The following is a 25,807-nucleotide window of genomic DNA, read 5'->3' on the forward strand; positions in this document are numbered from 1 at the left end:
TCCTATGGGTCGAGGCAACGCCTTCTGGAAAGCGTTTTCCCGAGCGTAGCTGTGACCTGCCTCACGGGTCAAGGGCTCGCTCGGATTTCGTCGGCCGTGTCGCGCCGGCGCCCGCCGGGGGCGCCGGCCGCGGTGCCTACGACCGGCCGAAGGCCACGCTGTCCGTGGTCCAGGCGCGGGCCTGGCCGCTGAGCGTGACGCCCAGCCCGGGGCGGTCCGGGACGAGCATGCGCCCGTCCCGGGTCTCCAGGCGCTCCTCGAAGAGGGGGTCGAGCCAGTCGAAGTGCTCCACCCACGGCTCGCGCGGATAGGCTGCCGCCAGGTGCAGGTGGATCTCCATGGCGAAGTGGGGGGCCAGTCCCAGTCCGCGCTGGTCGGCCAGGGCGGCCAGGCGCAGGAACTGGGTGATGCCGCCCACGCGCGGGGCGTCGGGCTGGATGATGTCGCAGGCCCGGGCGTCGATGAGCCGGACGTGCTCCGCGACGGAGGCGAGCATCTCGCCGGTGGCGATCGGCGTGTCCAGGGCCGCGGCCAGCTGGGCGTGGCCCTCGGCGTCGTAGGCGTCCAGGGGCTCCTCGATCCAGACGAGGTCGAACTCCTCCAGCCGGCGGCCCATGCGCAGGGCCGTGGCGCGGTCCCACTGCTGGTTGGCGTCGACCATCAGGGGCACGTCCGCGCCGATGTGCTCGCGGACGCCCGCCACGCGGCGCAGGTCCTCGGCGGAGTCGGGCAGGCCCACCTTGATCTTGATCCCGCCGATGCCCTCCTCGAGGGAGCGGGTGGCGCGGTCCCGGACCTCGTCCAGGGAGGCGTTGAGGAACCCGCCGGAGGTGTTGTAGGTCCGCACGGAGTCCCGGTGGGCGCCCAGCAGCTTGGCCAGCGGCAGCCCGGCCCGCTTGGCCTTGAGGTCCCAGAGGGCCACGTCGATCGCGGCCAGCGCCTGGGTGGCCACTCCGGAGCGGCCCACGGAGGCGCCCGCCCAGAGCAGCTTGTCGTACACCCTGGCGATGTCGTTGGGGTCCTCGCCGATCAGGCCCTCCGCCACCTCCTTCGCGTGGGCGTACTGGGCGGGGCCCCCGGCGCGCTTGGAGTAGCTGAAGCCCATCCCGGTGTGCCCCTGCGCCGTGCTGATCTCGGCGAAGAGGAACACGACCTCGGTCATCGGCCGCTGCCGGCCGGTGAAGACCTTGGCGTCGGAGATCGGGGTGCTCAGCGGCAGGGTGGCGGTGGAGAGCTGGACGTGGCGGACGGTGTCCGGGGTGTACGGCATGGCGGGATCCTCGAGGGTCTCGGCGTCGGCGGTCAAAATGAATAGTACAAATAAATAACTTGTATGACTAGTATCCCGGGAGCCACCCCGGGGTGCCCGACCCCGAAACACTCTGTACATAGTTATTGTGACCTGCAACACTGGCGGCGAGACCGTGTGAACCCCACGCCCGCGCCGCGCCCTCCGGGCACGCGCCGCGGAAAGGATGTGGACCGATGCCGATCGACCCGCCCCACGCCGGACCGGCCGCCGCGCTGCTCCGGGACTTCTCCCTCGAGATGACGGGCAAGGACGTGCCGGCCCTGGAGGAGGCCGCCGCCGTGGTCCCTGCGGGGACCCGGATCAATGTGACCTTCCTCGGCAACGAGGACCTGGGCATGCGCGTGGCCGCGGCCCGCGCGGTGCGCGAGCACGGCTTCGTCCCCGTGCCCCACCTCTCGGCGCGGAGGCTGCGCTCCCAGGGCGAGCTCGAGGAGTTCCTCGCGGCGCTCGCGGAGGTCGGCGCCGCCGAGCACGTGTTCGTGGTGGGCGGGGACCCCGAGACCCCCGAGGGCCCCTACCCGGACTCCCTCTCCGTCATCCGCACCGGGGTGCTCCCACGGCACGGCGTGTGGGGGGTGGGCGTCAGCGGCTACCCGGAGGGCCACCCCGGCATCGACGACGCCGCCCTCTGGTCCGCCCTGACCGACAAGACCGCAGCGATCCGCGAGCAGGGCCTCGAGCCCGAGATCATCACCCAGTTCGGCTTCGACAAGGACCCGGTCCTGGAGTGGCTGGCCGAGGTGCGCCGCCGCGGCGTCGACACCCCGGTGCGGATCGGGGTGCCGGGGCCGGCGGGCGTCCGGCGGCTGCTCGGCTACGCGCGCCGCTTCGGCGTGGGCACCTCGGCGGGCATCGTCCAGAAGTACGGCTTCTCCCTGACCAACCTGCTGGGCACCGCGGGCCCGGACCGCTTCCTGCGCGACCTCGCCGCCGGCCTCGACCCCGCCGTCCACGGGCAGGTGCTGCTGCACTTCTACACCTTCGGCGGGCTGCGGGCCACGGCCGAGTGGGTCCGCGAGTTCGGGACGGACGGGGGGACCCCGTGAGCGCGGCCCGCCCGTCCATGCTCCGCCCGGACCACGCCAGCCTCGTGGTGCACGGCCGGGACCAGCCGGGGATCGTCGCCGTCGTCACCGAGGTCCTCGCCCGGCACGGGGCGAACATCGTGGCCCTCGACCAGCACTCGGACGACCCCGAGGGCGGGGCGTTCTTCCAGCGCACCGTCTTCCACCTGCCCGGCTACCCGGCCCTGCGGCCGGCGCTCGAGCAGGACCTCGGCGCGGCCCTCGCGGACGGGTTCGAGCTGGAGTGGCGGTTCACGGACCTCTCGGTGCCGCGGCGCGTGGCGATCTTCGCCTCGAAGTCCGACCACTGCCTGCTCGACCTCGTCTGGCGCCAGCGCCGGGGCGAGCTGCCCATGACGATCTCCATGGTCGTCTCCAACCACCCCGACATGGCCGAGGACGTCCGCGGCTTCGGCATCCCCTTCTTCCACGTCCCCACCCAGGACAAGGCCGCGGCCGAGGCGGAGCACCTGCGCCTGCTGCAGGGCAACGTCGACCTCGTGGTCCTCGCCCGCTACATGCAGATCCTGTCCTCCACGTTCCTGACCGAGGTCGGGGTGCCGGTGATCAACATCCACCACTCGTTCCTGCCGGCCTTCATCGGGGCCGAGCCGTACCGCAAGGCCAAGGAGCGGGGCGTGAAGATCATCGGCGCCACCGCGCACTACGTCACCGAGGACCTCGACGAGGGCCCGATCATCGAGCAGGACGTGGTCCGGGCCTCGCACCGGGACTCCGCGCAGGAGCTCGCCCGCCGCGGCGCGGACGTGGAGCGCCAGGTGCTCTCCCGCGCCGTGCTGTGGCACTGCCAGGACCGCATCATCCGGCACGACCGCCAGACCATCGTGTTCTGACCCCCGCCCCGGCCGCGCCGTCGCGGCCGGGACACCACCGCAGAGAAGGAGTCAACCGTGGCACCCCGCACTCTCCAGGACGTCCTCGACGCCTCGAACGGCACCGTCGAGCTGCTCCGCAACTCGCAGATCGGCGCGTACGTCTACCCCGTGGTCGCGCCCGAGTTCCACAACTGGCGCAGCGAGCAGAAGGCGTGGCGGGAGACCGCCGTGCTCTACGACCAGTCCCACCACATGGACAACCTGTTCATCCGCGGCAAGGACGCCCTGCGACTGATCTCGGACACCGCGATCAACAGCACGAGGACGTTCCCCGTGAACAAGGCGAAGCAGTACGTGCCCACCACCCCGGCCGGCCACGTCATCGGCGACGGCATCCTGTTCCACCAGGAGGAGGACGAGTACGTCTACGTGGGCCGCGCCCCGGCCGCCAACTGGCTGCTCTACCACGGCGAGACCGGCGGCTACGACGTCGACATCGAGGTCGACCGCCGCTCCCCGTCCCGCCCGATGGGCAAGCCCGTGGTCCGGAAGTACTGGCGCTTCCAGATCCAGGGCCCCAGCGCGTGGCAGATCATCGAGAAGCTCAACGGCGGGCCGCTCGAGCAGCTGAAGTTCTTCACCATGGACCGCATGAGCGTGGGCGGCGCCCGGGTGCGCACCCTGCGCCACGGCATGGCCGGCGCCCCCGGCCTGGAGATCTGGGGCCCCTACGAGTCCTACGACCAGGTGCGGGCCACGATCCTGGAGGCCGGCGCCGAGTTCGGCATCGTGCCCGTCGGCGCCCGGGCGTACCCCTCGAACACCCTCGAGTCGGGCTGGATCCCGTCCCCGCTGCCGGCGATCTACACCGGGGAGGGCACGGCGGACTACCGGAGGTGGCTCGGGGCGGACAGCTACGAGGCCACCAACGCGCTCGCCGGCAGCTTCGTCTCCGAGAACATCGAGGACTACTACCTCACGCCGTGGGAGCTGGGCTACGGGTCCTTCGTGAAGTTCGACCACGACTTCATCGGACGCGACGCCCTGGAGCAGGTCGACCCCTCGACCCAGCGCCGGAAGGCGACCCTGGCCTGGAACGCCGAGGACATGACGAAGATCTTCGCCTCCCTGTTCGACACCGAGGGCCCGGACTACAAGTACTTCGACCTGCCCCTGGCCAACTACGGCTCGTCCAACTACGACGCGGTGGTCGACGCCGACGGCCGCACGGTGGGCCTGTCCATGTTCACCGGCTACAGCTACAACGAGCGCAAGGGCCTGTCCCTGGCGACCATCGACCCGAACGTGCCCGAGGGCACCGAGCTGAAGGTCGTCTGGGGCGAGCCGGACGGCGGCAGCCGCAAGACCACCGTGGAGCCGCACGAGCAGCTCGAGGTCCGTGCCGTGGTCAGCCCCGTGCCCTACTCCGAGGTGGTCCGCAAGGACTACCACGGCGGGTGGCGGACCGCCTCGGCGAAGGGCTAGCCGAGGAGCGGTCCGAGGGCGCGCAGCACGGGCCCGGGCTCCCACCGCCCGAGGCCGTCGACCGCCCCGACGGGGTGCACGCCCGCCACCGAGTTGGTCACGAACACCTCGGTGGCGCGGGCGAGCTCCGCCCACGCCACCGGGCGCTCGCGGACGTCCGTGCCGGCGGCGCGCAGCGCCGCCAGCACGCGGGCGCGCACCACCCCGGGCAGGATCCGTCCGTCCGCGGGCGGGGTGAGCACGGCGCCGTCGACGACGACGAAGACGTTCGCCCGGCCCGTCTCCAGGAGCATGCCGTCCGCGTCCACGAGCAGCGGGTCGCAGCTGCGCGACCACAGCCCGGGGACCGGCTCGTGGGCGAGCACCCGGCGGTCCGCCCACTTGTGCCCCCCGAGGCCGCCGGGCAGCCGGACGGGGACGAGCCGCCACGGCGGCACCGGCTCCGGGGGGAGGGCCGTGGCCGTGACCGTCACGGTCACGGCGCCCCCCGGGGCGGGCACGGCCGTGATCCGCAGCCGGTGCGGACCGGGCAGCGCGGCGGCCCGGTCCAGCACCTCGCCGCGGACGCCTGCGGGCAGGGCCGCACCGCAGCAGGCGAGGCAGCTGGCGCCGAGCCGGGCGAGGTGGGCCTCGAGGTCCACGGGCGCGCCCTCGCGCACGAGCAGCGTGGTGAACACCCCCTCCTCCCGGGCCGGCGGGAGGACCGGCAGGGCCGGGAGGAGCTCGAGCACGGTCGCGGGCCGGTGCCCGTCCCAGTCCCGCCGGAGGTCCTCGTCCAGCACGGCCCCGACGGCGTCGAGCAGGGGCACCGCCTTCACGAGCGTCTCGTGCGCCTCGTCCGCGGGGTCGGAGTCGGCCACGATCCCGCCGCCCACCCCGAGCCGGACCCGGTCGCCGGTGAACTCGAAGGTGCGGATCGCCACGTTGAGCACCAGACCGGCCGGGCCCGCGCGGCCGATCGCCCCCGTGTAGATCTCGCGGGCCGCGGGCTCGAGCGCGTTGACGATCTCCATGGCCCGGATCTTGGGCGCACCCGTGCAGGACCCCGGGGGGAACGTGGCCCGCAGCAGCGCCCCGTCCCCCAGCCCCGCGGGCAGCCGCCCGTGCACGTCCGCCACCAGGTGGTGGACCCCGGTGTGCGGCTCGACCCGGGGCGTGGCCGGGGCGCGCACCGACCCGGGCACGCACGCCCGGGAGAGGTCGTTGCGCATCAGGTCCACGATCATGACGTTCTCCGCCCGGTTCTTCGCCGAGCCGTGCAGCGCCGCGGGGTCGCTCGCGGCCGGTGCGGTGCCCTTGATCGGGGACGTCAGGACCGTGCGCCCGGTGCGGCGCAGGAACAGCTCCGGGGACAGGCTCGCCACCGCGGCCCCCTCCGGGAGGCGCAGGAACGCGGCGAAGCGCGGGGCCAGGGCCTCCTGGCCGGCGCAGAACAGGTCCAGCGGGTCGCCCCGGAAACCGGCCTCGAGACCGCGGCAGACGTTGGTCTGGAAGACGTCGCCGTCGCGGATGTGGCCCAGCACCGCGGTCACGGCGGCGGCGTGCGCGGCGGCAGAGGCGTCGGCCGTGAAGGGCCCGCACCGGTAGGGCGCCGGTGCGTGCGGGGCGTCCGGCGCCGTGCGGGCGAGCTCCCGCGCGGCCGCCACCCGGGCCGGGTCCGTGCCCGGCAGCCACTCGAGCACCCAGACGCCGTCCGCGGCGCGGTGGCGCAGGACGTGGTCGTAGTACCCGAGGTGGTGGTCCGGCAGCCGCGCGGGGCGCGGCGGGGCGGTGGGGAGCCGCTCGAGGCGCCGGGCCAGCTGGTAGCCGAGGTAGCCGATCCAGCCGCCGCCGAAGGCCGCCTCCTGGGGGTCGTCCGGCGGGGGATCCCCCTCCGGGGTGGCACCCGGCAGCGGGGCGTCCGGCAGCGGGGCGTCCGTCAGCGGGACCCGGGCGTCCAGGGCCGCGAAGGGGTCCTCGCCGGCGCCCAGCACCCGGAGCGGCCGCACGCCGATCACGGTGTCGCCGCCGGACCAGTCGCCGAACAGCCCCACCAGCCCGGGCTGGTCCCGCAGGGCCCGCAGCATCTGCACCGGGGACAGGCGGACCCCGGTGAGGACCTCCTGCGTCGTCACGGCCGCCTCAGCCGTTCCCCGGGGCGGTCGCGGACGGCCCGTCGCCCGCCTCCGCCTCGAGCCGCCACCGGGAGTTCGCCAGGTGCGCGCGCATCGCCGCCGACGCGGCGAGCGGGTCGCGGGCCCGGATCGCGTCCAGGACCGACCGGTGCTCGGCGGCGACCCGGGCCGCGCGCCCGCCGCCGGGGGCGCCGTCCAGCCGGCGCGGCGGCATGGTGATCATGGCGGGCCCGAGGCCGGTCAGGGCGTCCACGTAGTACGGGTTCCCGCTGGCCTCCGCCACGGTCCGGTGGAACTCGAAGTCGTTCTCCAGGGACGCGGCCGGGTTGTCGACCTCCTCCTCGGACCGCGCCAGGGCGTCCTCCATCCGGGCGAGCTGGTGCTCCTCCCGCGCCGTGGCCGCCAGCGCCGCGGCCTCGGACTCGACCCCGGTGCGGAAGGCCAGCAGGCGGCGCCGGTCCTGCAGGGTCCGCACCGGCCGGCTCGTCCCGCCGGGCGCGGCCGGAGGGGTCAGCACGAAGCTTCCGCTGCCCCGCCGGGTGTGCACGAGTCCCTCCGCCTGCAGCCGGGCGACGGCCTCGCGCACCACCGTGCGGCTGACCCCGTGCTCCGCGATCAGGGTGCTCTCGCTGGGCAGGCGCTCGCCGGGGGAGATGCGCCCGTCCACGATGCGCGCCCGGAGGTCGTCCACGAGGGTGGAGGTGAGGTTGCGGCTCATGGGGACATGATCCCACCCCGGGAGCGGCCCCCGCAGCCCGGGGCGTCAGGGCCGGCGGCCGACCTCCTCGACCACGCTGCGCCCCGTGCCTGCCCTGGACTCCCAGGCCCAGGTCTCGTGCAGGCGCACCCTGCCGTCCCCGAGCACCTCGATGCGGGACGTGCACGCCCCGCCGGCGGTCTCCCCGGCACGGTCCAGGTGCGAGTAGCGGAAGCTCAGCCCGTCCCCGGCGCGCGTGCCGACGAGGAAGCCCCGGCGCACCGAGCCGCCCGCGTACTCGGCCCACACGAGGTCGTCCTCCTGGTGGTAGTCGAAGACCGTGTCGGAGCCGACGTCCCCGTCGGCGGCGTTGGACACGCCCACGAACGTCCTCCCGTCGAGGTCCACGGCGTCCGGCGCGGTCGGCGGGGTGCGGTGCAGATCGGTCATGGGTCCACCGTACGGTGCGCCGGGCGCCGTCGTTATCGGTCCGCGATAACCTCCCTTGGCGGGCCCTTCCACGGGCCGCGACACTGGCACCGAGAGTCCCGGGGTGAACCGGGACGTCCGCGAGAGGGGAGCAGGGATGATCTTCATCGTCGTCAAGTTCAAGGTGAAGCCGGAGTGGGCCGACCGCTGGGTCGAGTTCTCGAAGGAGTTCACCGAGGCCACCCGCGCGGAGCCGGGCAACCTGTGGTTCGACTGGTCCCGCAGCGTGGAGGACCCGCACGAGTTCGTGCTCGTCGAGGCCTTCGCGGACGACGGCGCGGGCCCGCACGTGAACAGCGACCACTTCAGGAAGTTCACGGCGGAGGCGCCCCAGGCGCTCGTGGAGACCCCGCAGATCATCAGCGAGCAGATCTCCGCCTCGGGCTGGAACCGGATGGGGGAGATCACGGTCGGCTGACCGTCCGACGGCGCGCCGCCGGCCCGGGAGCGAGGCTCCCGGGCTGTTGGCATGTGCAACCCGGCACGCCACAATGTGAGGCATGACCGCACGCGACACCGGCATGGCCTCCGTCCAGAAAGCCTTCGCCCTCCTGGACGTGGTCGCGCGGGACCCCCGCGGCGCCACGGCCAAGGACATCAGCACCGAGCTCGGGATGCCGCTGCCCTCGGTCTACCGGCTGCTGCAGACGCTCGTGGCCTCCGAGCACGTGGTGCACCTCCGGGACCAGCGCCGCTACGGCCTGGGCTACAAGCTGCACGCGCTCGACGCCTCGCTGCGCCAGCAGGTCGCGACCCCGGCCACCGTGCAGCGCGCGGTGCGGGAGCTGCACGGGAGCGCCGACGCCGCCGCGTACTTCGCGGTCTACCGCGGCGACGCCGTGGTGGTGGCGCACGTGGTCGACTCCCCGCGCCGGCCGCGCATCGACCCCATGGACTTCGGCTTCACGGGCGGCGCGCACGCCACGGCCTTCGGCAAGATCCTGCTCTCCCGCATGGACGACGACGAGGTGGCGGACTACCTCGGCCGCCACGGGATGCGCCCCCTGACGGACCGCACGCTCACCACGCCGGACGAGCTGGGGCGCGAGCTCGGGCGGGTGCGCGCGGAGGGCGTCGCCGTGGAGCGCGAGGAGTTCGTGCCCGGCGCCTCGTGCCTGGCCGCGCCGGTGGTCGACTCCGCCGGGCGCACCCTGGGCTCCGTGGCCGTATCCCTGCGGCCCACCGACTTCGAGCGGCGGCACCGGGCGATCGCGCCGGTCCTGCGGGACGCCGCGGACCGGGTGGGACGGGCCCTGCGCGCCGCGGAGGGCTGCCCGGTCCGGTCCGCGACCGGCTGAGCAGCCCTCCACGTCCGGCGGCTACAGGTGGCGTCCCGCCAGCTGCTCGGCGATGTAGTCCGCCTGCCGGGCGGCCAGGGCCACGATCGTCAGCGTCGGGTTCGCCGCCGCGCCGGTCGTGAACAGGGAGCCGTCCGCGACGAACAGGTTCGGCACGTCGTGGGTCTGGCCGAACGCGTTGGTCACCCCGTCCTCGGGGCGCTCGCTCATCCGGGCCGTGCCCATGTTGTGCGTCGACGGGTAGGGCGGCGTGTGGTGCACGGAGGTCGCGCCCACGGACTCGTAGAGCAGGGACGCCTGCTGATAGCCGTGGTTGCGCATCGCCACGTCGTTCGGGTGGTCGTCGAAGTGCACGTTGGGCACGGGCAGTCCCAGGTGGTCCGTCACGGAGGAGTTGAGGGTCACCCGGTTGCTCTCCTGCGGCATGTCCTCGCCCACCACCCACATCCCGGCGGTGTTCTCGTAGCCGTCCAGCAGGGCCGTGAACTCCGGCCCCCAGGAGCCGGGGTCCACGAAGCTGGCGAGGAAGGCGGGGCCCAGGGAGATCGTCTCCATGTAGTAGCCCCCGGCGAAGCCGCGGTCGACGTCGTGCCGGGACTCGTCCGCCACGAGCCCGGCCATCGTCTCGCCCCGGTACATGTGCACCGGCCGGTCGAACTGCGCGTAGATCGAGCCCGTGGTGTGCCGCATGTAGTTGCGGCCCAGCTGCCCGGAGGAGTTCGCGAGCCCGTCCGGGAACAGCGGGGAGCCGGAGAGCATGAGCAGCCGGGGCGTCTCGATCGCGTTGCACGCCACCGCCACCAGCCGTGCCCGCTGCCGCTGGACCCGGCCCTCGCCGTCGACGTAGAGCACGCTGTCGACCAGGCCCTTCTCCGTGTGGGTGATCTGCACGGCGTGGCAGTCCGGACGCAGGTCGAGGTTCCCGGTGCGCAGGGCCTTGGGGATCTCCGAGACGAGCGTGGACCACTTCGAGCGGTTCTTGTCGCCCTGGAAGTTGAACCCGTCCTGGACGGACGCCGGCCGCCCGTCGTAGGGCTCCGCGTTGGTTCCGTAGGGGCCGGTCGCGTAGTGCCGGTAGCCGAGCTTCTGCGCGCCCGCGGCGAGCACCTTGTAGTTGTTGTTCGCGGGCAGCGGCGGCCGGCCGTGGCGGTGGGTGCTGCCGATCTTCTGCTCGGCCCGGTCGTAGTACGGGGCGAGGTCCTCCAGGCCGATCGGCCAGTCCAGGAGGTTGGCGCCGTCGACGCGCCCGTAGACGCTGCGCGTGCGGAACTCGTGGGCCTTGAACCGGGGCGTGGCCCCGGACCAGTGGGTGGTGGTCCCGCCGACGGCCTTGACGATCCACGCCGGGAGGTTGGGGAAGTCCCGGGCGATCCGCCACGACCCCGTGGTGGTGCGCGGGTCCAGCCAGGCCATCTGGTGGAAGGCCTCCCACTCGTCGTTGACCCAGTCCTCGCTGGTCAGGTGCGGCCCGGCCTCGAGGAGCACCACCTTGACGCCCTTCTCCGTGAGCTCGTGGGCGAGGGTGCCTCCGCCGGCTCCGGAGCCGATGACGACGACGGCGGAGTCGTCGTCGAGCTCGATCCGTGCGGCGCGCTGCTGGTCCTGGGGCGTGGTGGTCATGCGGTCTCCCCGTGCTCGATGACGTCCGACCCCTTGAAGAGGTCGCTGAAGGGCTGCTCGGTGGTCTCGGAGGCGCCCTGCTGGTCCAGGTTCCACCCCTCCTTGGGGGCCGCGGTCGCCACCGGGTAGCCGAGGGGCCCGCACTCGGCCAGCTCCTCCTCGGACTCCTCGACGCGCGGGTCCGGCAGCCAGTCGAGGTCGTCGAAGCCGCGGTGCAGGTAGCCGCCCTTCGAGAAGGACTCGCCCTCGTAGCCCAGGGCCTCCCACACCTCGTGGTCGTCGTAGAGGTGCAGCACGGTGGTGCGGCGGATGAAGCCGAAGAACTCGAGGTCGGCGATCCGCTTGAGCACCTTCAGCGCGGCGTCGTCGGACAGCTCCACGAACGGTGCGTCGCTGAGCGAGTTCAGGGTCAGCAGCCCCTGGGTCAGGGCCATCCGGAACCACGTGGAGTCCTCGGCCTCGGCGGCGATCTTCTCCGCCATCCGTTCGTACGGGCCGTCGGGGATCCGGGGGTGGGGGAACGCCACCCGGATGACGCGGGTGAGGGTGCGCTTCGCCTCGTCCGTCAGGGCGAGGGCGTTGAGAGCGGAGTACTTCGCGGGATAGACCATGGGTCTCCTCCTCGTCGGCGGTGACGGGTGTGTCTCAGAGTGTGAGCCAGCGCACGTCCGCGGGCCAGGTCCGTTATCGCAGGACGAGAATCGGCGCCCGTGAGAGCATGGGCCGACCGAAGGAGGCCGTGTGATCGTCGAACGACTGCCGGAGCACCTGCACGAGGACGCCGTGTCCCTGTGGGAGGAGGCGGGGCTGACCCGCCCCTGGAACGACCCGCGGGCGGACCTGGACCGGGCGCTCGCCGGCCCGACCTCCACCGTCCTGGCCGCCGTCGAGGAGGGGCGTCTCGCCGGCACCGCCATGGTGGGCCACGACGGCCACCGGGGGTGGGTGTACTACGTGGCCGTGCACCCGTCCCGCCGGGGCCAGGGGCTCGGCCGCGAGCTGATGGTCGCCGCCGAGGGGTGGGTGGCCGGGCGCGGCATCCCGAAGATGCAGCTCATGGTCCGCAGCACGAACACGGGGACCCGGGAGTTCTACGAGCGGATGGGCTACGCCGTCCAGGACACCGTGGTGCTCGGGAAGTTCTTCGACCCCGAGCGGCAGGCCCGGCAGAGCGGCTGAGCCCGGCTCAGCGCAGGGGGTCGGTGACGCCCTGCGGGCAGTCGTGGCGGGCGAAGTCCCAGGCGCTGCGGCGCGCCCCCGCCCGGTAGGCGCTGTCCCAGAACTCCAGGACGGCGCCGTGCGGATCGGGCAGCGCCCGCACGTCGTCGTAGCGCAGGACCGCGAGGTGGCTGCCGCCGCGCTCGCGCCAGGACGCGGCGGCCGGCCGCAGGGGCTCACCGGCCAGCCCGTCGGGCTCCGGGGCGGTGTAGGAGTAGAAGGCCGGTTCCGGGAACGTGGGGTCCCCGAACCAGAACCCGGAGCTGATGACCTCCCGGGAGTAGGCCTCCCGGGTGACGGGGTCCGTGCCGGGCGGGGGATCCACGAAGCGGTCCGCGAAGCGGGTCACGGCGATGTCGAACGTGTGCCAGAAGTGGTGCACGGGGCTGGTCTTCCCGGACCAGCCGGCCGCGAACTCCTCCAGCAGCAGGTTCACCTGGCCGAGGACCTGCCAGTAGCGGGTGACGGCGGCGGTGTCGTAGGCGGCGTGCTCGGTGTCGGCGCCGAACGGGCGCCCGGAGTCGGGCAGGTCGAACGGGTGGGGACGGGCGATCGTCACCTCCACCCCCACCGCCTCCAGGGCGTGCAGGACCCGGGCGTGGAACTCGGCGACGGACAGCCCCGGCAGGGCGAAGGAGTGCCGGGCCCCGGCGGCGGTGCTCACGTCGAGGCGGTGGTCCAGGAGGTCGAGGTCGACGGCGAAGACCGGGTCCCGTCCCATCGGCCGGGTGGTGATGCCGCGGCCGGTCAGGTGGAACGGCACGTTCCACCAGTGGTTGCGCCGCGGCGCGGACGCCAGCCGCACCTTGCCGACCACCTGCGCGAACCGGTGGAGGGTGTCCAGGGTGTCCCGCCAGGACTCGTAGGGCATCTCGGGGAACGCGACGTGGGTCATGGTGGCCTCCTGCGCCCCAGTGTGCTGCCCCACCGGGCGGTCCGTCCAGGGCGCCCGGGGCCGCGGGCACGGGACCGGGGGTCCTCCCGGTGGGACACTGGGCGGGAACGATCCGGTGACGGCGCGGGGTGCTCCGGCGGGGCCCCGTGCCCGACCCCGTGCCGGACCCCGGGACCGACCCCGGTACCGAGGAGGAACGAGCTGCCCATGGTGCGATCCTCCGGCGACGGCCCTCCGTCCGAGCCGCTGGCCTGGGGTGAGCGGCGGGCTCGCTGGGTGCTGGCCGCCACCGTGCTCGGCTCGGCCCTGACGTTCATCGACACGACGGTGGTGAGCATCGCCCTGCCGTCCGTCGCCGCCGACCTGGGCGCGGGGAGCACCGGCCTGACCTGGGTGGTCAACGGGTACACGCTGACCCTGGCCGCCCTGGTCCTGCTCGGCGGCTCGCTGGGGGACCGGTACGGCCGGCGCCGGATCTTCCTGATCGGCGTCGGCTGCTTCGCCGGGGCCTCCGCGCTGTGCGGCCTGGCCCCGGACGTCACCGTCCTCGTCGCCGCGCGGGCCGTCCAGGGGATCGGCGGCGCCCTCCTGGTGCCGACCGCGCTCGCGATCCTGCAGGCCTCCTTCGCCCCGGAGCACCGCGCCCGCGCCATCGGCGCCTGGTCGGGGCTCACGGGGGTGGCCTCGGCCGTGGGGCCGTTCGCGGGCGGCTGGCTCGTCCAGACCACCTCGTGGCGGTGGGTGTTCCTGGTCAACCTCCCGGTGGCGCTCGCCGTGGCGCTGATCGCCCGCCGGCACGTCCCCGAGTCGAGGAACCCGGCGGCGTGCCCGCAGCTGGACGTGCCCGGCGCGGCGCTGCTGGTGGCCGGTCTCGGGGCGCTGACGCTCGGGCTGACCACCGCGTCCGGCGACGACCCGTCGGTGCCGGCGGCGGGCGGGGCGCTCGCGGCCGGGGCCGTCCTGCTGGCGGCGTTCCTGCTCCGGGAGCGGCGTGCGAGGTCCCCGCTGCTGCCGCCCGCCCTGTTCCGCCGGCGCCTGTTCGTGGCGGCGAACGTCATCACCTTCGTGGTCTACGCCGGCCTGGGCGCGGTCTTCTTCGTCCTCGTCGTCGCCCTCCAGGTGGGAGCCGGGTTCTCGCCCGTGGCCGCCGGACTGGCCCTGCTGCCCGTCACCGTCCTGATGCTGCTGCTCTCGCCGTCCGCGGGCGCCCTGGTGCACCGGGTGGGTCCGCGGGCGCCCATGACCGCCGGGCCGCTGATCGCCGCGCTCGGGGTGCTCCTGCTGGGCCGGGCCGGGCCCGGGGCGCACTACCTCCTGGAGGTGCTGGTGCCGGCCGCGGTGTTCGGCGCCGGGCTGACCCTGCTGGTCACGCCGCTGACCGCCACGGTCCTCGGCGCGCTGCCCACGGAGCAGGCCGGGCTGGCCAGCGGGGTCAACAACGCCGTGGCGCGCACGGCGGGCCTGCTCGCGGTCGCGGCGATCCCGCTGGTGGGCGGGCTCGGGGAGACCGGTCTCACCGACCCGGCCCGGCTCCGTGCGGGGTTCCCCGTGGTCATGGGGCTGTGCGCGGGCCTGCTCGCGGCGGGCGGGCTGCTGTCCGCCGTGGTCCTCCAACCGCCCGCGGCGCGGGGCGGGCCGGGAGGCCTTCGCGCCACGACACATCCTTGACCGCCCGATCGGCGCGCTCCTAGCCTGAAGCCCCTGGTGGGACGCCGGTGGGGTGCGGAGGCCGGGGCGCGGGGGCGCCCGGTGCCCGGGCGGGCCGCGAGGCCGGTGGCAGGATCCTGACGTGCGCGTCCGCGCTCGTGCTCGCGCACCGGCGTCCGGCCGGTCCGACCGAAAGCAGTGGTGAGCCATGCGTGCTCCCGAGAACGACCACCGCCCCGCCTCCGGCCCCGGTCCCCGCGACCGGAGGCGCCGGCGCACGCGCCGGGCGGGCTCCGCACTGGCCCTGGCCGTGCTGCTGGCGACCGCTCCGGCGGCCGGGGCGGCCACGGTCGCCGCACCGCCGCCAGGCGTCCTCGTCACCGCCCAGGTGCCGCCCGGGCTCGAGGAGTTCTACGCCCAGCAGCCCGTCTGGACCCCGTGCGGGGCGGCGGCGGAGTGCGCCCTGGTGCAGGTGCCGCTCGACCACGAGAACCCGGCCGCAGGGCAGATCCAGCTGGCGGTCACCCGGGTGCCGAGCACGGACCCCGCCGCCCGGCAGGGCTCCCTGCTCGTCAACTTCGGCGGCCCGGGCGGATCCGGGACGGCTTCGATCGAGGCGTGGGCGGCCGGACTGGACCCGCGCGTCCGGGCCGCGTACGACATCGTGGGCTTCGACCCGCGGGGCGTGGGCAGCTCCACCGCGGTGGAGTGCCTCGACGACGCCGCAATGGACGCGAGCCGGGCCACCACGGTCGACCCCGACACCCCGGAGGGCCTGGCCCAGGCCGTCGCGGCGGCCGAACGGTTCGCCGCGGCGTGCGCGGCGAACACCGGCCCGCTGCTCGGCGAGGTCGACACGGTCAGCGCCGCCCGGGACCTGGACATCCTGCGGGCGGTGCTCGGCGACGACGAGCTCGACTACCTCGGCTACTCCTACGGCACCCTGCTCGGCGCCACGTACGCCGACCTCTTCCCCGAGCGGACGGGACGGTTCGTCCTCGACGCGGCCATGGACCCCTCCCTCGACGGCTCCGGGCTGATCCTCGGCCAGGCCGCCGGCTTCGAGCGTGCCCTGCGCGTGTACGTCGAGACCTGCCTCCCGCAGGACGGGTGCCCGTTCGAGGGGACCGTCGACGAGGGGCTGGCCGAGATCGAGGCCCTGCTCCGGCAGGCCGAGGCGCAGCCGCTGCCGACCGCCGACGGTCGGCCGCTCACCGTGGACAATGCGGTCAGCGGGCTCATCAAACCGCTCTACGATCCGCGCATCTGGTGGTTCCTGACCCAGTCCCTCACGCTGGCCACGGAGCACGGGGACGGGACGGGACTGATGCTCCTCGCGGATCTGGCGTACGGCCGGGGACCCGACGGCACCTACGCCAACTCCAGCGCGGCGAACATCGCGATCAACTGCCTCGACCGTCCCGAGGACGACGATCCCGCCGCGATGGCGGCGCTGGACGCGCAGCTGCAGGAGGCGTCCCCGACCCTCGGCGACTGGTTCAGCCACGGGGAGGTCACCTGCGGGGCCTGGCCGCACGAGCCCGTCGGCGTGCCCGCCCCGATCGACGCCGCCGGTGCCGGGCCCATCCTGGTGGTCGGCGGCACGGGGGACCCGGCCACGCCCTACGCGTGGTCGCAGGCGCTGGCCGAGCAGCTCGAGGGCGGGCACCTGCTGACCCGGGTGGGCGAGGGGCACGGATCCTACGCGACCGGCAACCGGTGCATCGACGAGACGGTCACCGCTCATCTCCTCGAGGGCGTGCTGCCCGCGGAGGAGCGGATCTGCTGAGCCGGAGGGCCCGCGGCGGAGCGGGCAGAAAGCGGCCGGTACGAGATCGCCCCCGCACCGGCCCAGCCACCAGGGAAACCAGGAAGATCCGGCGGCCTCGCCCCATCCTACTGAGACGCCGGTCACGGATCACCCCTTGATTTTCCCGACCGCGTGCGAACCGGCGCGGACCGCCGCCGCCGATCGACCAGGAGGACGCCCGGCGGCAGCTCATGAAGAACCATGACGGGCTCCGCGGCCGCTGCGGCGTGGAGCGACTCCGCCCGGGCGGGACCGGCCGGCGTCCCCGCGGCGGAGCCCGGCGCGGGGCAGGCCCGGCAGCTGTCCCGCCAGGGACGCGACGAGGGCCAGGCCGAAGCCCGCGGCCTGGAGGCCCGTGAGCGTCTCGTCCAGCAGCAGGAGGCCCAGGGCCGCGGCCGTCACCGGAGTCAGCGGGATCAGCAGGGTCAGGCTCGTGGCCGGCACGCGCCGGCCGGCGTGGAACCACGCGGCGTAGGCAATGGCGCCGCCGGGCAGCGCCAGCCAGGCGTAGCCGAGCACGGCCGGCAGGTCCAGGACGAAGGCGCCGGTGTCCAGCAGGGGCACGAGCGGGGCGATCATCAGACCGCCCAGGGTCAGCTGCCAGCCGGTCGCCGCGAGCCCGCTCATGCCGTCGGGCAGACCCCACCTGCGGGTCAGGACCACCCCGGCGGCCATGACCGCGGTCCCGGCGAAGGCCGCGGCGAGCCCGAGGGCGTCCAGGGTGACGGTCCCGGCGAACACGGCCACGGACACGCCCGCCACCGCGGCGAGGGCCCACAGCATCCGGGGCAGCGGCGTGCGCTGCCGAAAGGCCAGCAGCAGCAGGAGCGCGGCGACCAGGGGCTGGGCGGAGCCCACGACCGCGGCGAGACCGCCCGGCAGGCGGTAGGCGCCGAGGAACAGCAGGGGGAAGAACGCCCCGAAGTTGAGCAGCGCGAGCACCGCGAACCGTCCCCACCAGTCCCGCGGCGGCCGCTGCCGGGTCAGGGCGAGCAGCAGCAGCCCGGCGGGGAGGGCCCGCAGGAGGGAGGCGGTCATGGGCCGGTCCGGCGGCAGCAGCTCGGTGGTGACCACGTAGGTGGTCCCCCACACGACCGGCGCCACGGCGCCCAGGAGGATCAGCCGGGCACGACCGGCCGGGGCGTGGTCCACCGGCGCACCTCCGATCCGCTCCGCGCCCCGTCCGGGGCAGGATGCCCCGATCCTACGGGTCCGGCCCGGTGCCGACCGGAGTAGATTGCCACCATGGACATCCGCGGGGGGATCGTGAGCACGCTGTCCGTGTTCGTGCTGCTGCTGAGCGCCTGCGCCCCGGAGGGTGGCGGGACCGTGGCCACCGGCGAGCGCCTGGGCGCCCCGGCGGACGCCCCCGCCCTCGACGTCGAGGTCGTCGTGGACGAGCTCGAGCTCGCGTGGGACGTGGCCCGCACCCCGGAGGGGACCGTGCTGGTCACCGAGCGGGGCGGCCGGCTGCTGGCCCACGACGAGCAGGGCACGCGGGAGGTCGCGGCCGACCTGGACGACCTGTTCGTGGGCAGCGAGGCCGGGCTGATGGGCCTGGAGGTCTCCCCGGACTTCGGGCGGACCCGGGAGATCTTCCTGTGCCACGCGACGCGCACCGGGGGCGGCCGGCCGCAGGACGTGCGGGTCACCCGCTGGCGGCTCGACGAGGGCGCCGCGGCGGCCGAGCGCACCGGGACGGTCGTCGACGGCCTGCCCATCAGCTCCGGCCGGCACAGCGGCTGCCGGCTGCGCTTCCTCCCGGACGGCACGCTCCTCGTGGGCACCGGGGACGCCGCGCAGGGCGCGAACCCGCAGGACCCCGACTCGCTCGGGGGCAAGACGCTGCGGCTGCACCCCGACGGCACGGTCCCGGAGGACAACCCGTTCGCCGACCGGGACGGGCCCGGGGCCGCCGTCCACACCCTGGGCCACCGCAACGTCCAGGGCCTGGCGGTGCAGCCCGGGACGGGCACGGTGTGGTCGGCTGAGCACGGCCCCGGCACCGACGACGAGATCAACGTCCTGGAGCCCGGCGCCAACTACGGGTGGGACCCGGCGCCCGGCTACGACGAGTCCGTGCCCATGACCGATCTCGAGGAGTTCCCGGACGCGCTCCCGGCCGCGTGGTCCTCCGGGCGCCCGACGGTCGCCCTCAGCGGGGCCGCCTTCCTCGAGGGGGACCAGTGGGGGGCGTGGGAGGGCGCCCTGGCGGTCGCGGAGCTGAAGAACACCGGCGTGGGGGTCTACCGGGTCGAGGACACCGCGGTCACCGGGCTGACCCGCATGGCGGAGCTGGAGAACGACTACGGCCGGCTGCGCTCGCTGACCCTCGACGACGAGGGCGCGCTGTGGGTCACCACCTCCAACGGCGACGACGACGCCGTCCTGCGCGTCACGGCGAGCGCCGGCGACTCCTGAGCGGGGCGCACGACACGCCGGAGGGCGCCGGTGCCGCCCGCCCGCCGGGCGGCTCCGGTTGACTGACGCCTGACACCGTCCCCCGAACGGCCCCCGCGGAACGGTCCCCCCGGTGACGCGGCCCCCGACCTCGTCACGATCCCCCTCCCGCACCCCACCCCCCTCTCGGGCCCAGGGAGTTCCCCCATGCACCGCCGCACCCTTCTCGCGCTGGGCGCCGCCCTCGCGACTGTCCCCGTCGCCGCCCCGACGACCCCCGCACAGGCAGGAACCACGCTCAGCCCGAGCAGCACGACGCAGCGGCAGCTGGACGCCGCGATCCGCACGCTGTGGGCCGACTGGACGTCGCTGCTGCGGCACGACGCGGCCCGCGGCTGGTGGGCCGTCCGTGCCGATGCCCAGAACGGGGCCAACCCCTACGTCGCGGAGGGGCAGGGGTACGGGCTGATGCTCAGCGCCCAGCTGGCGCCCCTCGACCCCCGGGCCCGCGGCTACGTCGACGGGATCACCCGCTACGTCCTGGACCACCCCTCCCGGATCGACCCGGGCCTGCACGCCGCCGAGCAGGACGACCGCATGGTCTCCCACCACGGCCGGGACAGCGCCACCGACGGCGACCTGGACCTCGCCATGGGGTGGCTGATGGCGCACCAGCGGTGGGGCTCCGGGGGGACGTACGACTACCGGCGGCTGGCCCTGACCCGCATCGCCGCGATCAAGCGCTCCCTGATCTCCCCCACCACCGGGCTCGTCGAGCTCGGGGACTGGTCCAACGGGGCCTGGCAGAACGTCTCGCGCCCGAGCGACTGGATGATCGGGCACTTCGGGGCGTTCCACCGCGCCACGGGGGACGTGAGCTGGGCAGCCGTCTGGGGGCGGCACCTGGCCGCGGTCCGGCGCCTGCAGTCGGTCCACGCTCCGCGCACCGGCCTGCTCCCGGACTTCACCGTGGGCTCCGCCTCGACCATCGCCCCCGCCCCGGCCCACACCCTGGAATCCGGCCACGACCGGCACTACTACTACAACTCGTGCCGCGTCCCGCTGCGGCTGGGGGCGTCCCGGCACCCGGAGGCCCGGGCCGCCGCGGCCCGCATCTCCGGCTGGGCGCGGACGAAGTGCGGCGGTGATCCTGCCCGGCTGCCCTCCGGCTTCACCCTGGACGGAGCGACGCTGCCGGGCGGGGGCTACCAGGACCTCGCGTTCATCGCGCCCCTGCTCGTGGGTGCCCGCTGGGGCGGCGACCAGGCCTGGCTCGACGCCCTGGGCCGCTGTCTGGCGGCCCGCACGGAGTTCACGTCCTACTACTCCAGCTCGATCCAACTGCTGTCCATGGTGAGCGTCTCCCGCGCCTACGCCCTCCACCCCTGAGCCGGCGCGGCCCGCCGTCCGGCGCGTCGCCCCCGCCCGGTCGACGGCGGACCGTCGCCCCGCCGGGCTCCGCCCCGGGGCGGATCCGCCGCGTGCCGGGGCCGGGCAGAGTGGACCCATGCCCGCTCCCGCCCCCTCCCGCATCGCGGCCCTCGACGTGGCCCGCGGTCTCGCGATCCTCGGCACGCTCGCCACCAACATCTGGATCTTCAGCCACCAGGGCGGCTTCCTCGGCTACCTGACCGATCCGCTGGCCGGCACCGACGGCGGAGCGGCGCGCGCTGCCCAGGCGCTGCTGATGGCCGCGGCCAACGGCAAGTTCCTGGGCCTGCTGATGCTCCTCTTCGGGATCGGCCTCGCCGTCCAGCACGCCTCCGCCCGGCGGCGCGGACTCGCGTGGCCCCGGTCCTACCGGGTGCGGGCGGGGATCCTGTTCCTGGACGGGCTGCTCAACTACCTGCTGATCATCGAGTTCGACGTCCTGATGGGCTACGCGCTCACGGGGATGGTCGTGGCGTGGCTGGTGACCACCTCGGAGCGGGTGCAGCGCGGCGTCGTCCTGGCGTGCGCCGCCGCGCACGTCGCGGTGATCGGCGCGCTGACGGCCGTCCTCCTCGTCGTCCCCGCCGGGGACCCGGCCGAGGCACTGGCCCGGCCGAACCCCTACGCCGACGGCACGTGGTGGGAGCTCGTGCTGCTGCGGCTGGATGCCGTCGTCCTGTTCCGCGCCGAACCCGTCCTGATCCTCGGACTGGGGGTGGTCATGTTCCTGGCCGGGCGGTTCCTGTGGCTGGCCGGTCTCCTCGTCCCGGACGGGGGCCGGTGGCGGCGGCGGCTCATGGTCCTGGGCCTGGGGGCCGCCCTGCCCGTGGACCTCGGCCTGAACGTCCTGGGCGGTCAGGCCGGTGCCTTCTTCGCCCGCTACACCACCGCCCCGGTCGTGGCGCTGGGTCTGCTGGCCCTCGTGGCCCACCTCGGTGTGCGTCGCCCCGGACAGCCGCCGTCCTGGGCCGCACGGAGGCTGGCAGAGGTCGGCCGGACCGCCCTGAGCTGCTACCTGCTGCAGAACCTCCTGGCCTCGGCGCTGTTCTACGGCTGGGGCGCGGGCCTGGCCGTGGCCGCGGCCCAGCACCGGCTGCCCGCCACGGTGCTCGGCTGGCTGCTGGTGTGCGCCGCCGTGCTGGTCTTCGCGCACCTGTGGCTGCGGCGCTTCCCGCGCGGCCCGCTGGAGGAGCTCACAGCGCGCGCCGCCGGCGCGCGCCGGGCCCCTGCGGCCGTGGCCCGCCAGAGCTGAGACCTCGGACCCCGGCGTCGGCTCCGGCGGCCGGGCGGCCCGGCGCGCGGCCGCTCAGGACTCCGCCTGCCCCTGCCGCCAGTAGCCCATGAAGGAGACGTGCTCCTTGGGGATGCCCGCGGCGTCGACGCACAGCCGGCGCAGCGCCTTGACGGTGCCGGACTCGCCGGCGAGGAACACGTAGGGGGCGTCGGCGCGCGCGGGGGCGGCCACCGACCAGGCCCGGGGCTCCGCGGCGTTCTCCGCGACCGCCAGGGCGGGCGTCCCGCGGCCGCGCTGCGGGCGGCGGCCGGCCAGGACGTCGTCCACGGCTCCGCCGGGCAGCTCGAGCAGGCGCGCGAGGCGCACCGCGGCCCGGTGCCCGTGCCCGGCCGGCTCGGCGCCCCCGGCGCGCGGCAGGACGTGCAGCCGGACGTCCGGAAGGTCCGCGGGCAGGCGGTGGGCGGCGACGTCCTCGGGGTGCGGGACCTCGAGCACCACGTCGAGGCGGGGGCGGGTCCCGCCGGCGGGCAGCCCGTGATGGGCGTCCGTGAACTCCTCCGCGACGGACATCAGGGCCGGGGCTGCGGTCTCGTCCCCGACGGCGAGCACGCGCTGGGCGCCGCCGTGGTCCCACGCCGCCCAGGGCCGCTCCTGGGGACCGGGTCCGAGCAGGTACACGCGCTCGCCGGGGGACACGGCGGCCGCCCACCGGCTGCCCGGGCCGTCCTGGGCGTGCCCGCCGTGCACCACCACGTCGATCACGAGCTCCGGGACCACCATCCCGCAGAACGTGGTGCGCCGGACGCCGCGCACGGTGTAGGTGCGCATCCACCCGCGCTCCTCGGCGGGCCGGGCGAACCAGCCCTCCCGCAGCCCCAGGGACAGGTCCGCCCGCTCGGGCTCGCGGCCGGGGGGCGGGACCAGCAGCTTGATGTAGGCGTCCCGGCACCGGGTTCGGTCCCCGGCCCCGATGAGCGCGGGGGACAGGCCGGCGAGCTCCGGGCCCGCCAGGGTGATCCGGCGGAAGGACGGGCACAGCTGGGTCACGGACGTCACGGCGGCCTCGACGCACAGCACGGGGTCCGCGCGGGCACCGGTGGCCTCGGGGGTGGGGATGACGGTCACGGCAGGGTCCTTCCGATCTCGGCGGCGGCCCGGGGCGCGGGCTCCAGGGCCACGGGTGCGGCGGGCGGTACGGGGTGGGAGCCCTCGCGGGCCCGCCCGCGGGGCAGGACGACGGGCCGGCCGCCCACGGGGTCCCGCGCGACGTCCGCCCGGAGCCCGAAGACCTCGGCCAGCAGCTCGGGGGTGAGCACCTCGGCGGGCGTGCCCACGGCCACGATCCGTCCCGCGGCCATCGCCACGAGCCGGTCGGCCACGCGCGCGGCCAGGTTCAGCTCGTGCAGGACGGCGACGACGGTGGCCCGGCCGGCACCCGGCCCGTCCGGGTGCTCCAGCCCCCGGAGCATGTCCAGCAGGTCCACCTGGTGCGCCAGGTCGAGGTAGGAGGTGGGCTCGTCGAGGAGCATCGTGCGGGCGCGCTGGGCCAGGGTCAGGGCGATCCAGACCCGCTGGCGCTGCCCGCCGGAGAGCTCCTCCACGGGGCGCGCGGCCAGGGCCGTGAGCTCGGTGAGCTCCATCGCCCGGGCCACGGCCGCGTCGTCGTCGGGGGAGGGGGCGCCCCACCACCGGCGGTGCGGGTGCCGTCCGCGCTCCACGAGCTCGGCGACGGTCAGGCCCTCCGGGACCACGGGCGACTGCGGCAGGAGGCTGACCGAGCGGGCGTACTGGCGGGCGTGCCACTCGCGCACGCCGCGGCCGTCCGCCTCGAGCGTGCCGGCGAGCGGGCGCAGCTGCCGGGACAGGCCCTTGAGCAGCGTGGTCTTGCCGCAGCCGTTGGCGCCGATGAGCACGGTGGTGGCCCCGTGCGGGATGTCGAGGTCCACCTCCCGCACCACGGTGCGGTCCTGGTAGCCCAGGGACAGGCCGCGCATCCGGAACGCGGGGACGCCGGCCCCGGGGTCCGCCACGGGCTCCTCCACGGGGCGCAGGCCGGGGCGCACGTCGTCGCGCAGCTCGGGGCTCATGCCAGGGCTCCTCTCCGCTGCCGCACGAGCAGCCACAGCATCACGGGGGCGCCCACGGCGCCCGTGACCACACCGGCCGGCAGCTGCACCTGCGCCACCAGGCCCGCGCCGACGGCGTCGGCAACCACCACGACCACGGCGCCCACGAGGGCGCACGCCACGATCGAGGTCCGCCCGCGGGTCAGGGCGGTGGCCACCGGGGTGGACATGAGCGCCACGAAGGCGAGCGGGCCGGTCGCGGCCGTGGCCACGGCGGCCAGCAGCACGCCCAGGCCCAGGGCGAGGGCCCGGCTGCGCGCCGGGCGCGCCCCGAGCCCGGCCGCCAGCTCCGGGCCGAGCTCGGCGGGCTCGAGCGCGCGGTGCACGGCCACGGCCGCGGGCACGGCCAGCAGCAGGCACGCCCCGAGGACCGTGATCCGGTCCCACGTGGCGGCGTTGAGGGAGCCCGCGGTCCAGAGGGCGGCGTCCTGGGCGGAGTTCAGGGACAGCCGTGCCAGCAGGGCCGCGGTGAGGGCCTGGGCGAGCGCGGCCACGCCGATGCCGGCGAGCAGGAAGCGCTCGCCCACGATCCCCCCGGTGCGCAGCCGCACCGAGGCGGTGGCGATGAGGGCCGCGGCGAGCAGCGCCCCGGCCAGGGCGGTCCAGGACACGGCCGTGCCCCGCAGACCCCACAGCGCGGTGCCGGCCACGGCTCCCGCCGCGGCGCCGTAGGTGATGCCCAGGATGTCGGGGCTGGCCAGGGGGTTGCGGAGCACCCGGCGGAACAGGGCGCCGGAGCAGCCGAGGGCGGTCCCGGCGAGCGCGCCCAGCACGGCGCGCGGCAGCTTCTCCTGCAGCACGATGAAGCTCGCCCCGGGGATCTGCTCCCCGGCGAGGATCGCGAAGAAGTCGGGGACCGTCACGGTGTAGCGCCCGAGCAGCACGCGCACGGCCAGGGCCGCGAGCAGCGCCAGGGCCAGCAGGGCGACCGCCCGGCGGGTGCGGCGGGTCCGGTCGCGGCGGACGCCCCGGACGAGCTCGGCGGCGCCGGGATCCGCGGGGGCGGCGGGCGCGGGGGCGAGCACGGTGCCGGTCACAGCGTCACGCTCCGGCCCCGGCGCAGCAGCGCCAGCAGCACGGGCACGCCCAGCACCACGGTGGTGACGCCCACGTGGATCTCCTGGGGCGGGGTCAGCACCCGGCCCAGGACGTCGGCCGAGAGGAGCAGCACGGGGCCCAGGACCACGCTGAACAGGACGATCCAGCGGTAGTCGCCGCCGAGGAGACGGCGCACGGCGTGGGGCACGAGCAGGCCCACGAAGGCGATGGGGCCCGCGAGCGCCGTGGCCGAGCCGGAGAGCAGGACCACGCCCACGAAGACGAGGACGCGCTGCACGCCCAGGTCCACGCCCAGTCCGTGGGCGAGCTCGTCGCCCAGGGCCATGGCGTTGAGCCCCGAGGAGCCGCCGAGCACGAGGAGCACGCCGAGCAGCACGAGCGGCGCCACGGCGGCGAGATCGGTGGTCTCGGCGCGGGCGACCGAGCCGATGCTCCAGAACCGGAAGCGGTCCAGGACCGCGGGCAGCATCAGCACCACGGAGGAGGTCAGCGCGGTGAAGCCGGCGTTCACGGCCGCGCCGGAGAGGACCAGGCCCGCGGGGGTCGGGGCGCCGCCGCCGAGCCGGGAGGAGCCGAAGACGAGCACCGCGGCCACGGCCGAGCCGGCGAGGGCCAGAGCGGTGAGCTGCCACGTGGCCACGAGGCCGAGCCAGCCGATGCCGAGAACCACCGCGCACGCGGCGCCGGCGGTCAGCCCCAGGAGCCCGGGGTCGCCCAGCGGGTTGCGGCTGACCCCCTGCATGCCGGCGCCGGCCACGGCCAGGGCCGCCCCCGCGAGCACCGCGGTCAGGGTGCGGGGGATCCTGCTCTGCACCACGGCGGCGTCGATGCCCAGGCCGGCGGAGACCTGCGCCCAGCCGCCCTCCAGGAGCGCGGCGGGCAGGCCGGTGAGCACGGCGACCACGGTGGCCGGGTCCACCGAGCGGGCCCCCCAGAACAGGGAGGCCGCGGCGGCGAGGGCCAGCAGCAGCACGGCCGCGGACAGGGCGAGACCCCGGCGCCGCTGCGCGGTGCCGGGGACCTGCCGGGTGGCCCGGGCGGGGGAGACCGTGCTCGAGCTGCTCACCGGGAC

23 protein-coding genes are annotated in these 25,807 nt (G+C 75.3%); 11 read left to right on the forward strand and 12 right to left on the reverse strand.

The features are described from left to right. Positions 1–136: 136 nt before the first annotated feature. Positions 137–1,270 carry an L-talarate/galactarate dehydratase gene (locus tag H488_RS33815; RefSeq protein ID WP_017834676.1) on the reverse strand — a complete coding sequence of 378 codons (1,134 nt, stop codon included), beginning with the start codon at positions 1,268–1,270 and terminating at the stop codon, positions 137–139. Between the two features lie 215 nt (positions 1,271–1,485). Between H488_RS33815 and H488_RS33820 the strand changes: the two genes are divergently transcribed. Genes H488_RS33820 through ligM form a run of 3 tightly spaced genes read left to right on the forward strand, consistent with a single transcriptional unit; the run spans position 1,486 to position 4,697 of the window. After that, positions 1,486–2,358 carry a methylenetetrahydrofolate reductase gene (locus tag H488_RS33820; protein ID WP_017834677.1) on the forward strand — a complete coding sequence of 291 codons (873 nt, stop codon included), beginning with the start codon at positions 1,486–1,488 and terminating at the stop codon, positions 2,356–2,358. Positions 2,359–2,375: 17 nt separating this feature from the next. After that, the gene (purU, locus tag H488_RS33825; protein ID WP_035923823.1) at positions 2,376–3,230 is read left to right on the forward strand and encodes a formyltetrahydrofolate deformylase; all 855 of its coding nucleotides are present in this window, start codon (positions 2,376–2,378) and stop codon (positions 3,228–3,230) included. Between the two features lie 57 nt (positions 3,231–3,287). After that, complete coding sequence (gene ligM, locus H488_RS33830; RefSeq protein WP_017834679.1) at positions 3,288–4,697, forward strand: vanillate/3-O-methylgallate O-demethylase; 1,410 nt, start codon at positions 3,288–3,290, stop codon at positions 4,695–4,697. Here ligM and H488_RS33835 read toward each other — a convergent pair. Genes H488_RS33835 through H488_RS33845 form a run of 3 tightly spaced genes read right to left on the reverse strand, consistent with a single transcriptional unit; the run spans position 4,694 to position 7,958 of the window. Continuing rightward, the gene (locus H488_RS33835) at positions 4,694–6,811 is read right to left on the reverse strand and encodes a bifunctional anthranilate synthase component I family protein/class IV aminotransferase (RefSeq protein ID WP_017834680.1); all 2,118 of its coding nucleotides are present in this window, start codon (positions 6,809–6,811) and stop codon (positions 4,694–4,696) included. The two genes, ligM and H488_RS33835, sit on opposite strands and share 4 nt — an antisense overlap. Positions 6,812–6,818: 7 nt before the next feature. Next, positions 6,819–7,529 carry a FadR/GntR family transcriptional regulator gene (locus tag H488_RS33840; protein ID WP_017834681.1) on the reverse strand — a complete coding sequence of 237 codons (711 nt, stop codon included), beginning with the start codon at positions 7,527–7,529 and terminating at the stop codon, positions 6,819–6,821. A 45-nt stretch (positions 7,530–7,574) separates the two neighbouring features. Further along, the gene (locus H488_RS33845) at positions 7,575–7,958 is read right to left on the reverse strand and encodes a hypothetical protein (protein ID WP_017834682.1); all 384 of its coding nucleotides are present in this window, start codon (positions 7,956–7,958) and stop codon (positions 7,575–7,577) included. Between the two features lie 136 nt (positions 7,959–8,094). On the opposite strand from H488_RS33845, the gene H488_RS33850 reads away from it, so the two are divergent. Both H488_RS33850 and H488_RS33855 read left to right on the forward strand, forming a co-directional pair. After that, on the forward strand, positions 8,095–8,415 hold the full coding sequence (locus H488_RS33850; protein WP_017834683.1) for a putative quinol monooxygenase: 321 nt from the start codon (positions 8,095–8,097) through the stop codon (positions 8,413–8,415). An 82-nt stretch (positions 8,416–8,497) separates the two neighbouring features. Then, positions 8,498–9,295: an IclR family transcriptional regulator gene (locus tag H488_RS33855; RefSeq protein ID WP_017834684.1), complete on the forward strand. Its 798-nt coding sequence runs from the start codon at positions 8,498–8,500 to the stop codon at positions 9,293–9,295. Positions 9,296–9,316: 21 nt separating this feature from the next. Here the strand turns inward: H488_RS33855 and H488_RS33860 are convergent, their stop codons facing one another. Both H488_RS33860 and H488_RS33865 read right to left on the reverse strand, forming a co-directional pair. Continuing rightward, a complete protein-coding gene (locus H488_RS33860) occupies positions 9,317–10,915 on the reverse strand; it encodes a GMC family oxidoreductase (RefSeq protein WP_017834685.1) in 1,599 nt (532 codons plus the stop codon). Then, positions 10,912–11,526 (reverse strand): hypothetical protein, encoded by a 615-nt coding sequence (locus H488_RS33865; RefSeq protein ID WP_017834686.1) that lies wholly within the window; start codon positions 11,524–11,526, stop codon positions 10,912–10,914. Before H488_RS33865 ends, H488_RS33860 begins: the two co-directional genes overlap by 4 nt. Positions 11,527–11,656: 130 nt before the next feature. Here H488_RS33865 and H488_RS33870 point away from each other — a divergent pair, with 130 nt between their 5' ends. After that, positions 11,657–12,094 carry a GNAT family acetyltransferase gene (locus H488_RS33870; protein WP_017834687.1) on the forward strand — a complete coding sequence of 146 codons (438 nt, stop codon included), beginning with the start codon at positions 11,657–11,659 and terminating at the stop codon, positions 12,092–12,094. Positions 12,095–12,101: 7 nt separating this feature from the next. Here the strand turns inward: H488_RS33870 and H488_RS33875 are convergent, their stop codons facing one another. Then, a complete protein-coding gene (locus H488_RS33875; protein WP_017834688.1) occupies positions 12,102–13,028 on the reverse strand; it encodes a DUF5996 family protein in 927 nt (308 codons plus the stop codon). A gap of 207 nt (positions 13,029–13,235) precedes the next feature. Here H488_RS33875 and H488_RS33880 point away from each other — a divergent pair, with 207 nt between their 5' ends. Both H488_RS33880 and H488_RS33885 read left to right on the forward strand, forming a co-directional pair. Beyond that, positions 13,236–14,696: an MFS transporter gene (locus tag H488_RS33880; RefSeq protein ID WP_017834689.1), complete on the forward strand. Its 1,461-nt coding sequence runs from the start codon at positions 13,236–13,238 to the stop codon at positions 14,694–14,696. A gap of 187 nt (positions 14,697–14,883) precedes the next feature. Next, positions 14,884–16,464, forward strand: coding sequence for an alpha/beta hydrolase (locus H488_RS33885; RefSeq protein ID WP_017834690.1), 1,581 nt, complete (start codon positions 14,884–14,886; stop codon positions 16,462–16,464). A gap of 210 nt (positions 16,465–16,674) precedes the next feature. Here H488_RS33885 and H488_RS33890 read toward each other — a convergent pair whose 3' ends face one another. Further along, positions 16,675–17,637: a DMT family transporter gene (locus H488_RS33890; protein WP_017834691.1), complete on the reverse strand. Its 963-nt coding sequence runs from the start codon at positions 17,635–17,637 to the stop codon at positions 16,675–16,677. 93 nt (positions 17,638–17,730) lie between these two features. Between H488_RS33890 and H488_RS33895 the strand changes: the two genes are divergently transcribed. The 3 genes from H488_RS33895 to H488_RS33905 all read left to right on the forward strand — a co-directional run bounded on the left by H488_RS33895 (position 17,731) and on the right by H488_RS33905 (position 21,568). Further along, positions 17,731–18,906 (forward strand): PQQ-dependent sugar dehydrogenase, encoded by a 1,176-nt coding sequence (locus tag H488_RS33895; protein WP_017834692.1) that lies wholly within the window; start codon positions 17,731–17,733, stop codon positions 18,904–18,906. 186 nt (positions 18,907–19,092) lie between these two features. Then, positions 19,093–20,274 carry a glycosyl hydrolase family 8 gene (locus tag H488_RS33900; protein WP_017834693.1) on the forward strand — a complete coding sequence of 394 codons (1,182 nt, stop codon included), beginning with the start codon at positions 19,093–19,095 and terminating at the stop codon, positions 20,272–20,274. A gap of 118 nt (positions 20,275–20,392) precedes the next feature. Continuing rightward, complete coding sequence (locus H488_RS33905; RefSeq protein ID WP_017834694.1) at positions 20,393–21,568, forward strand: DUF418 domain-containing protein; 1,176 nt, start codon at positions 20,393–20,395, stop codon at positions 21,566–21,568. Positions 21,569–21,622: 54 nt separating this feature from the next. On the opposite strand, the gene H488_RS33910 is transcribed toward H488_RS33905, so the two are convergent. Genes H488_RS33910 through H488_RS33925 form a run of 4 tightly spaced genes read right to left on the reverse strand, consistent with a single transcriptional unit; the run spans position 21,623 to position 25,801 of the window. Then, entirely contained in the window at positions 21,623–22,675 is a 1,053-nt protein-coding gene (locus H488_RS33910; RefSeq protein WP_017834695.1) for a siderophore-interacting protein, read from the reverse strand. Beyond that, positions 22,672–23,637 carry an ABC transporter ATP-binding protein gene (locus H488_RS33915; RefSeq protein WP_017834696.1) on the reverse strand — a complete coding sequence of 322 codons (966 nt, stop codon included), beginning with the start codon at positions 23,635–23,637 and terminating at the stop codon, positions 22,672–22,674. Before H488_RS33915 ends, H488_RS33910 begins: the two co-directional genes overlap by 4 nt. Continuing rightward, on the reverse strand, positions 23,634–24,713 hold the full coding sequence (locus tag H488_RS33920) for a FecCD family ABC transporter permease (protein WP_017834697.1): 1,080 nt from the start codon (positions 24,711–24,713) through the stop codon (positions 23,634–23,636). The genes H488_RS33915 and H488_RS33920 overlap by 4 nt, the downstream gene beginning before the upstream one ends. Then, a complete protein-coding gene (locus H488_RS33925) occupies positions 24,710–25,801 on the reverse strand; it encodes a FecCD family ABC transporter permease (protein WP_017834698.1) in 1,092 nt (363 codons plus the stop codon). Before H488_RS33925 ends, H488_RS33920 begins: the two co-directional genes overlap by 4 nt. Positions 25,802–25,807 lie beyond the last annotated feature (6 nt).

The organism is Kocuria sp. UCD-OTCP (assembly GCF_000349605.1).
GTDB lineage: Bacteria > Actinomycetota > Actinomycetes > Actinomycetales > Micrococcaceae > Kocuria > Kocuria rosea.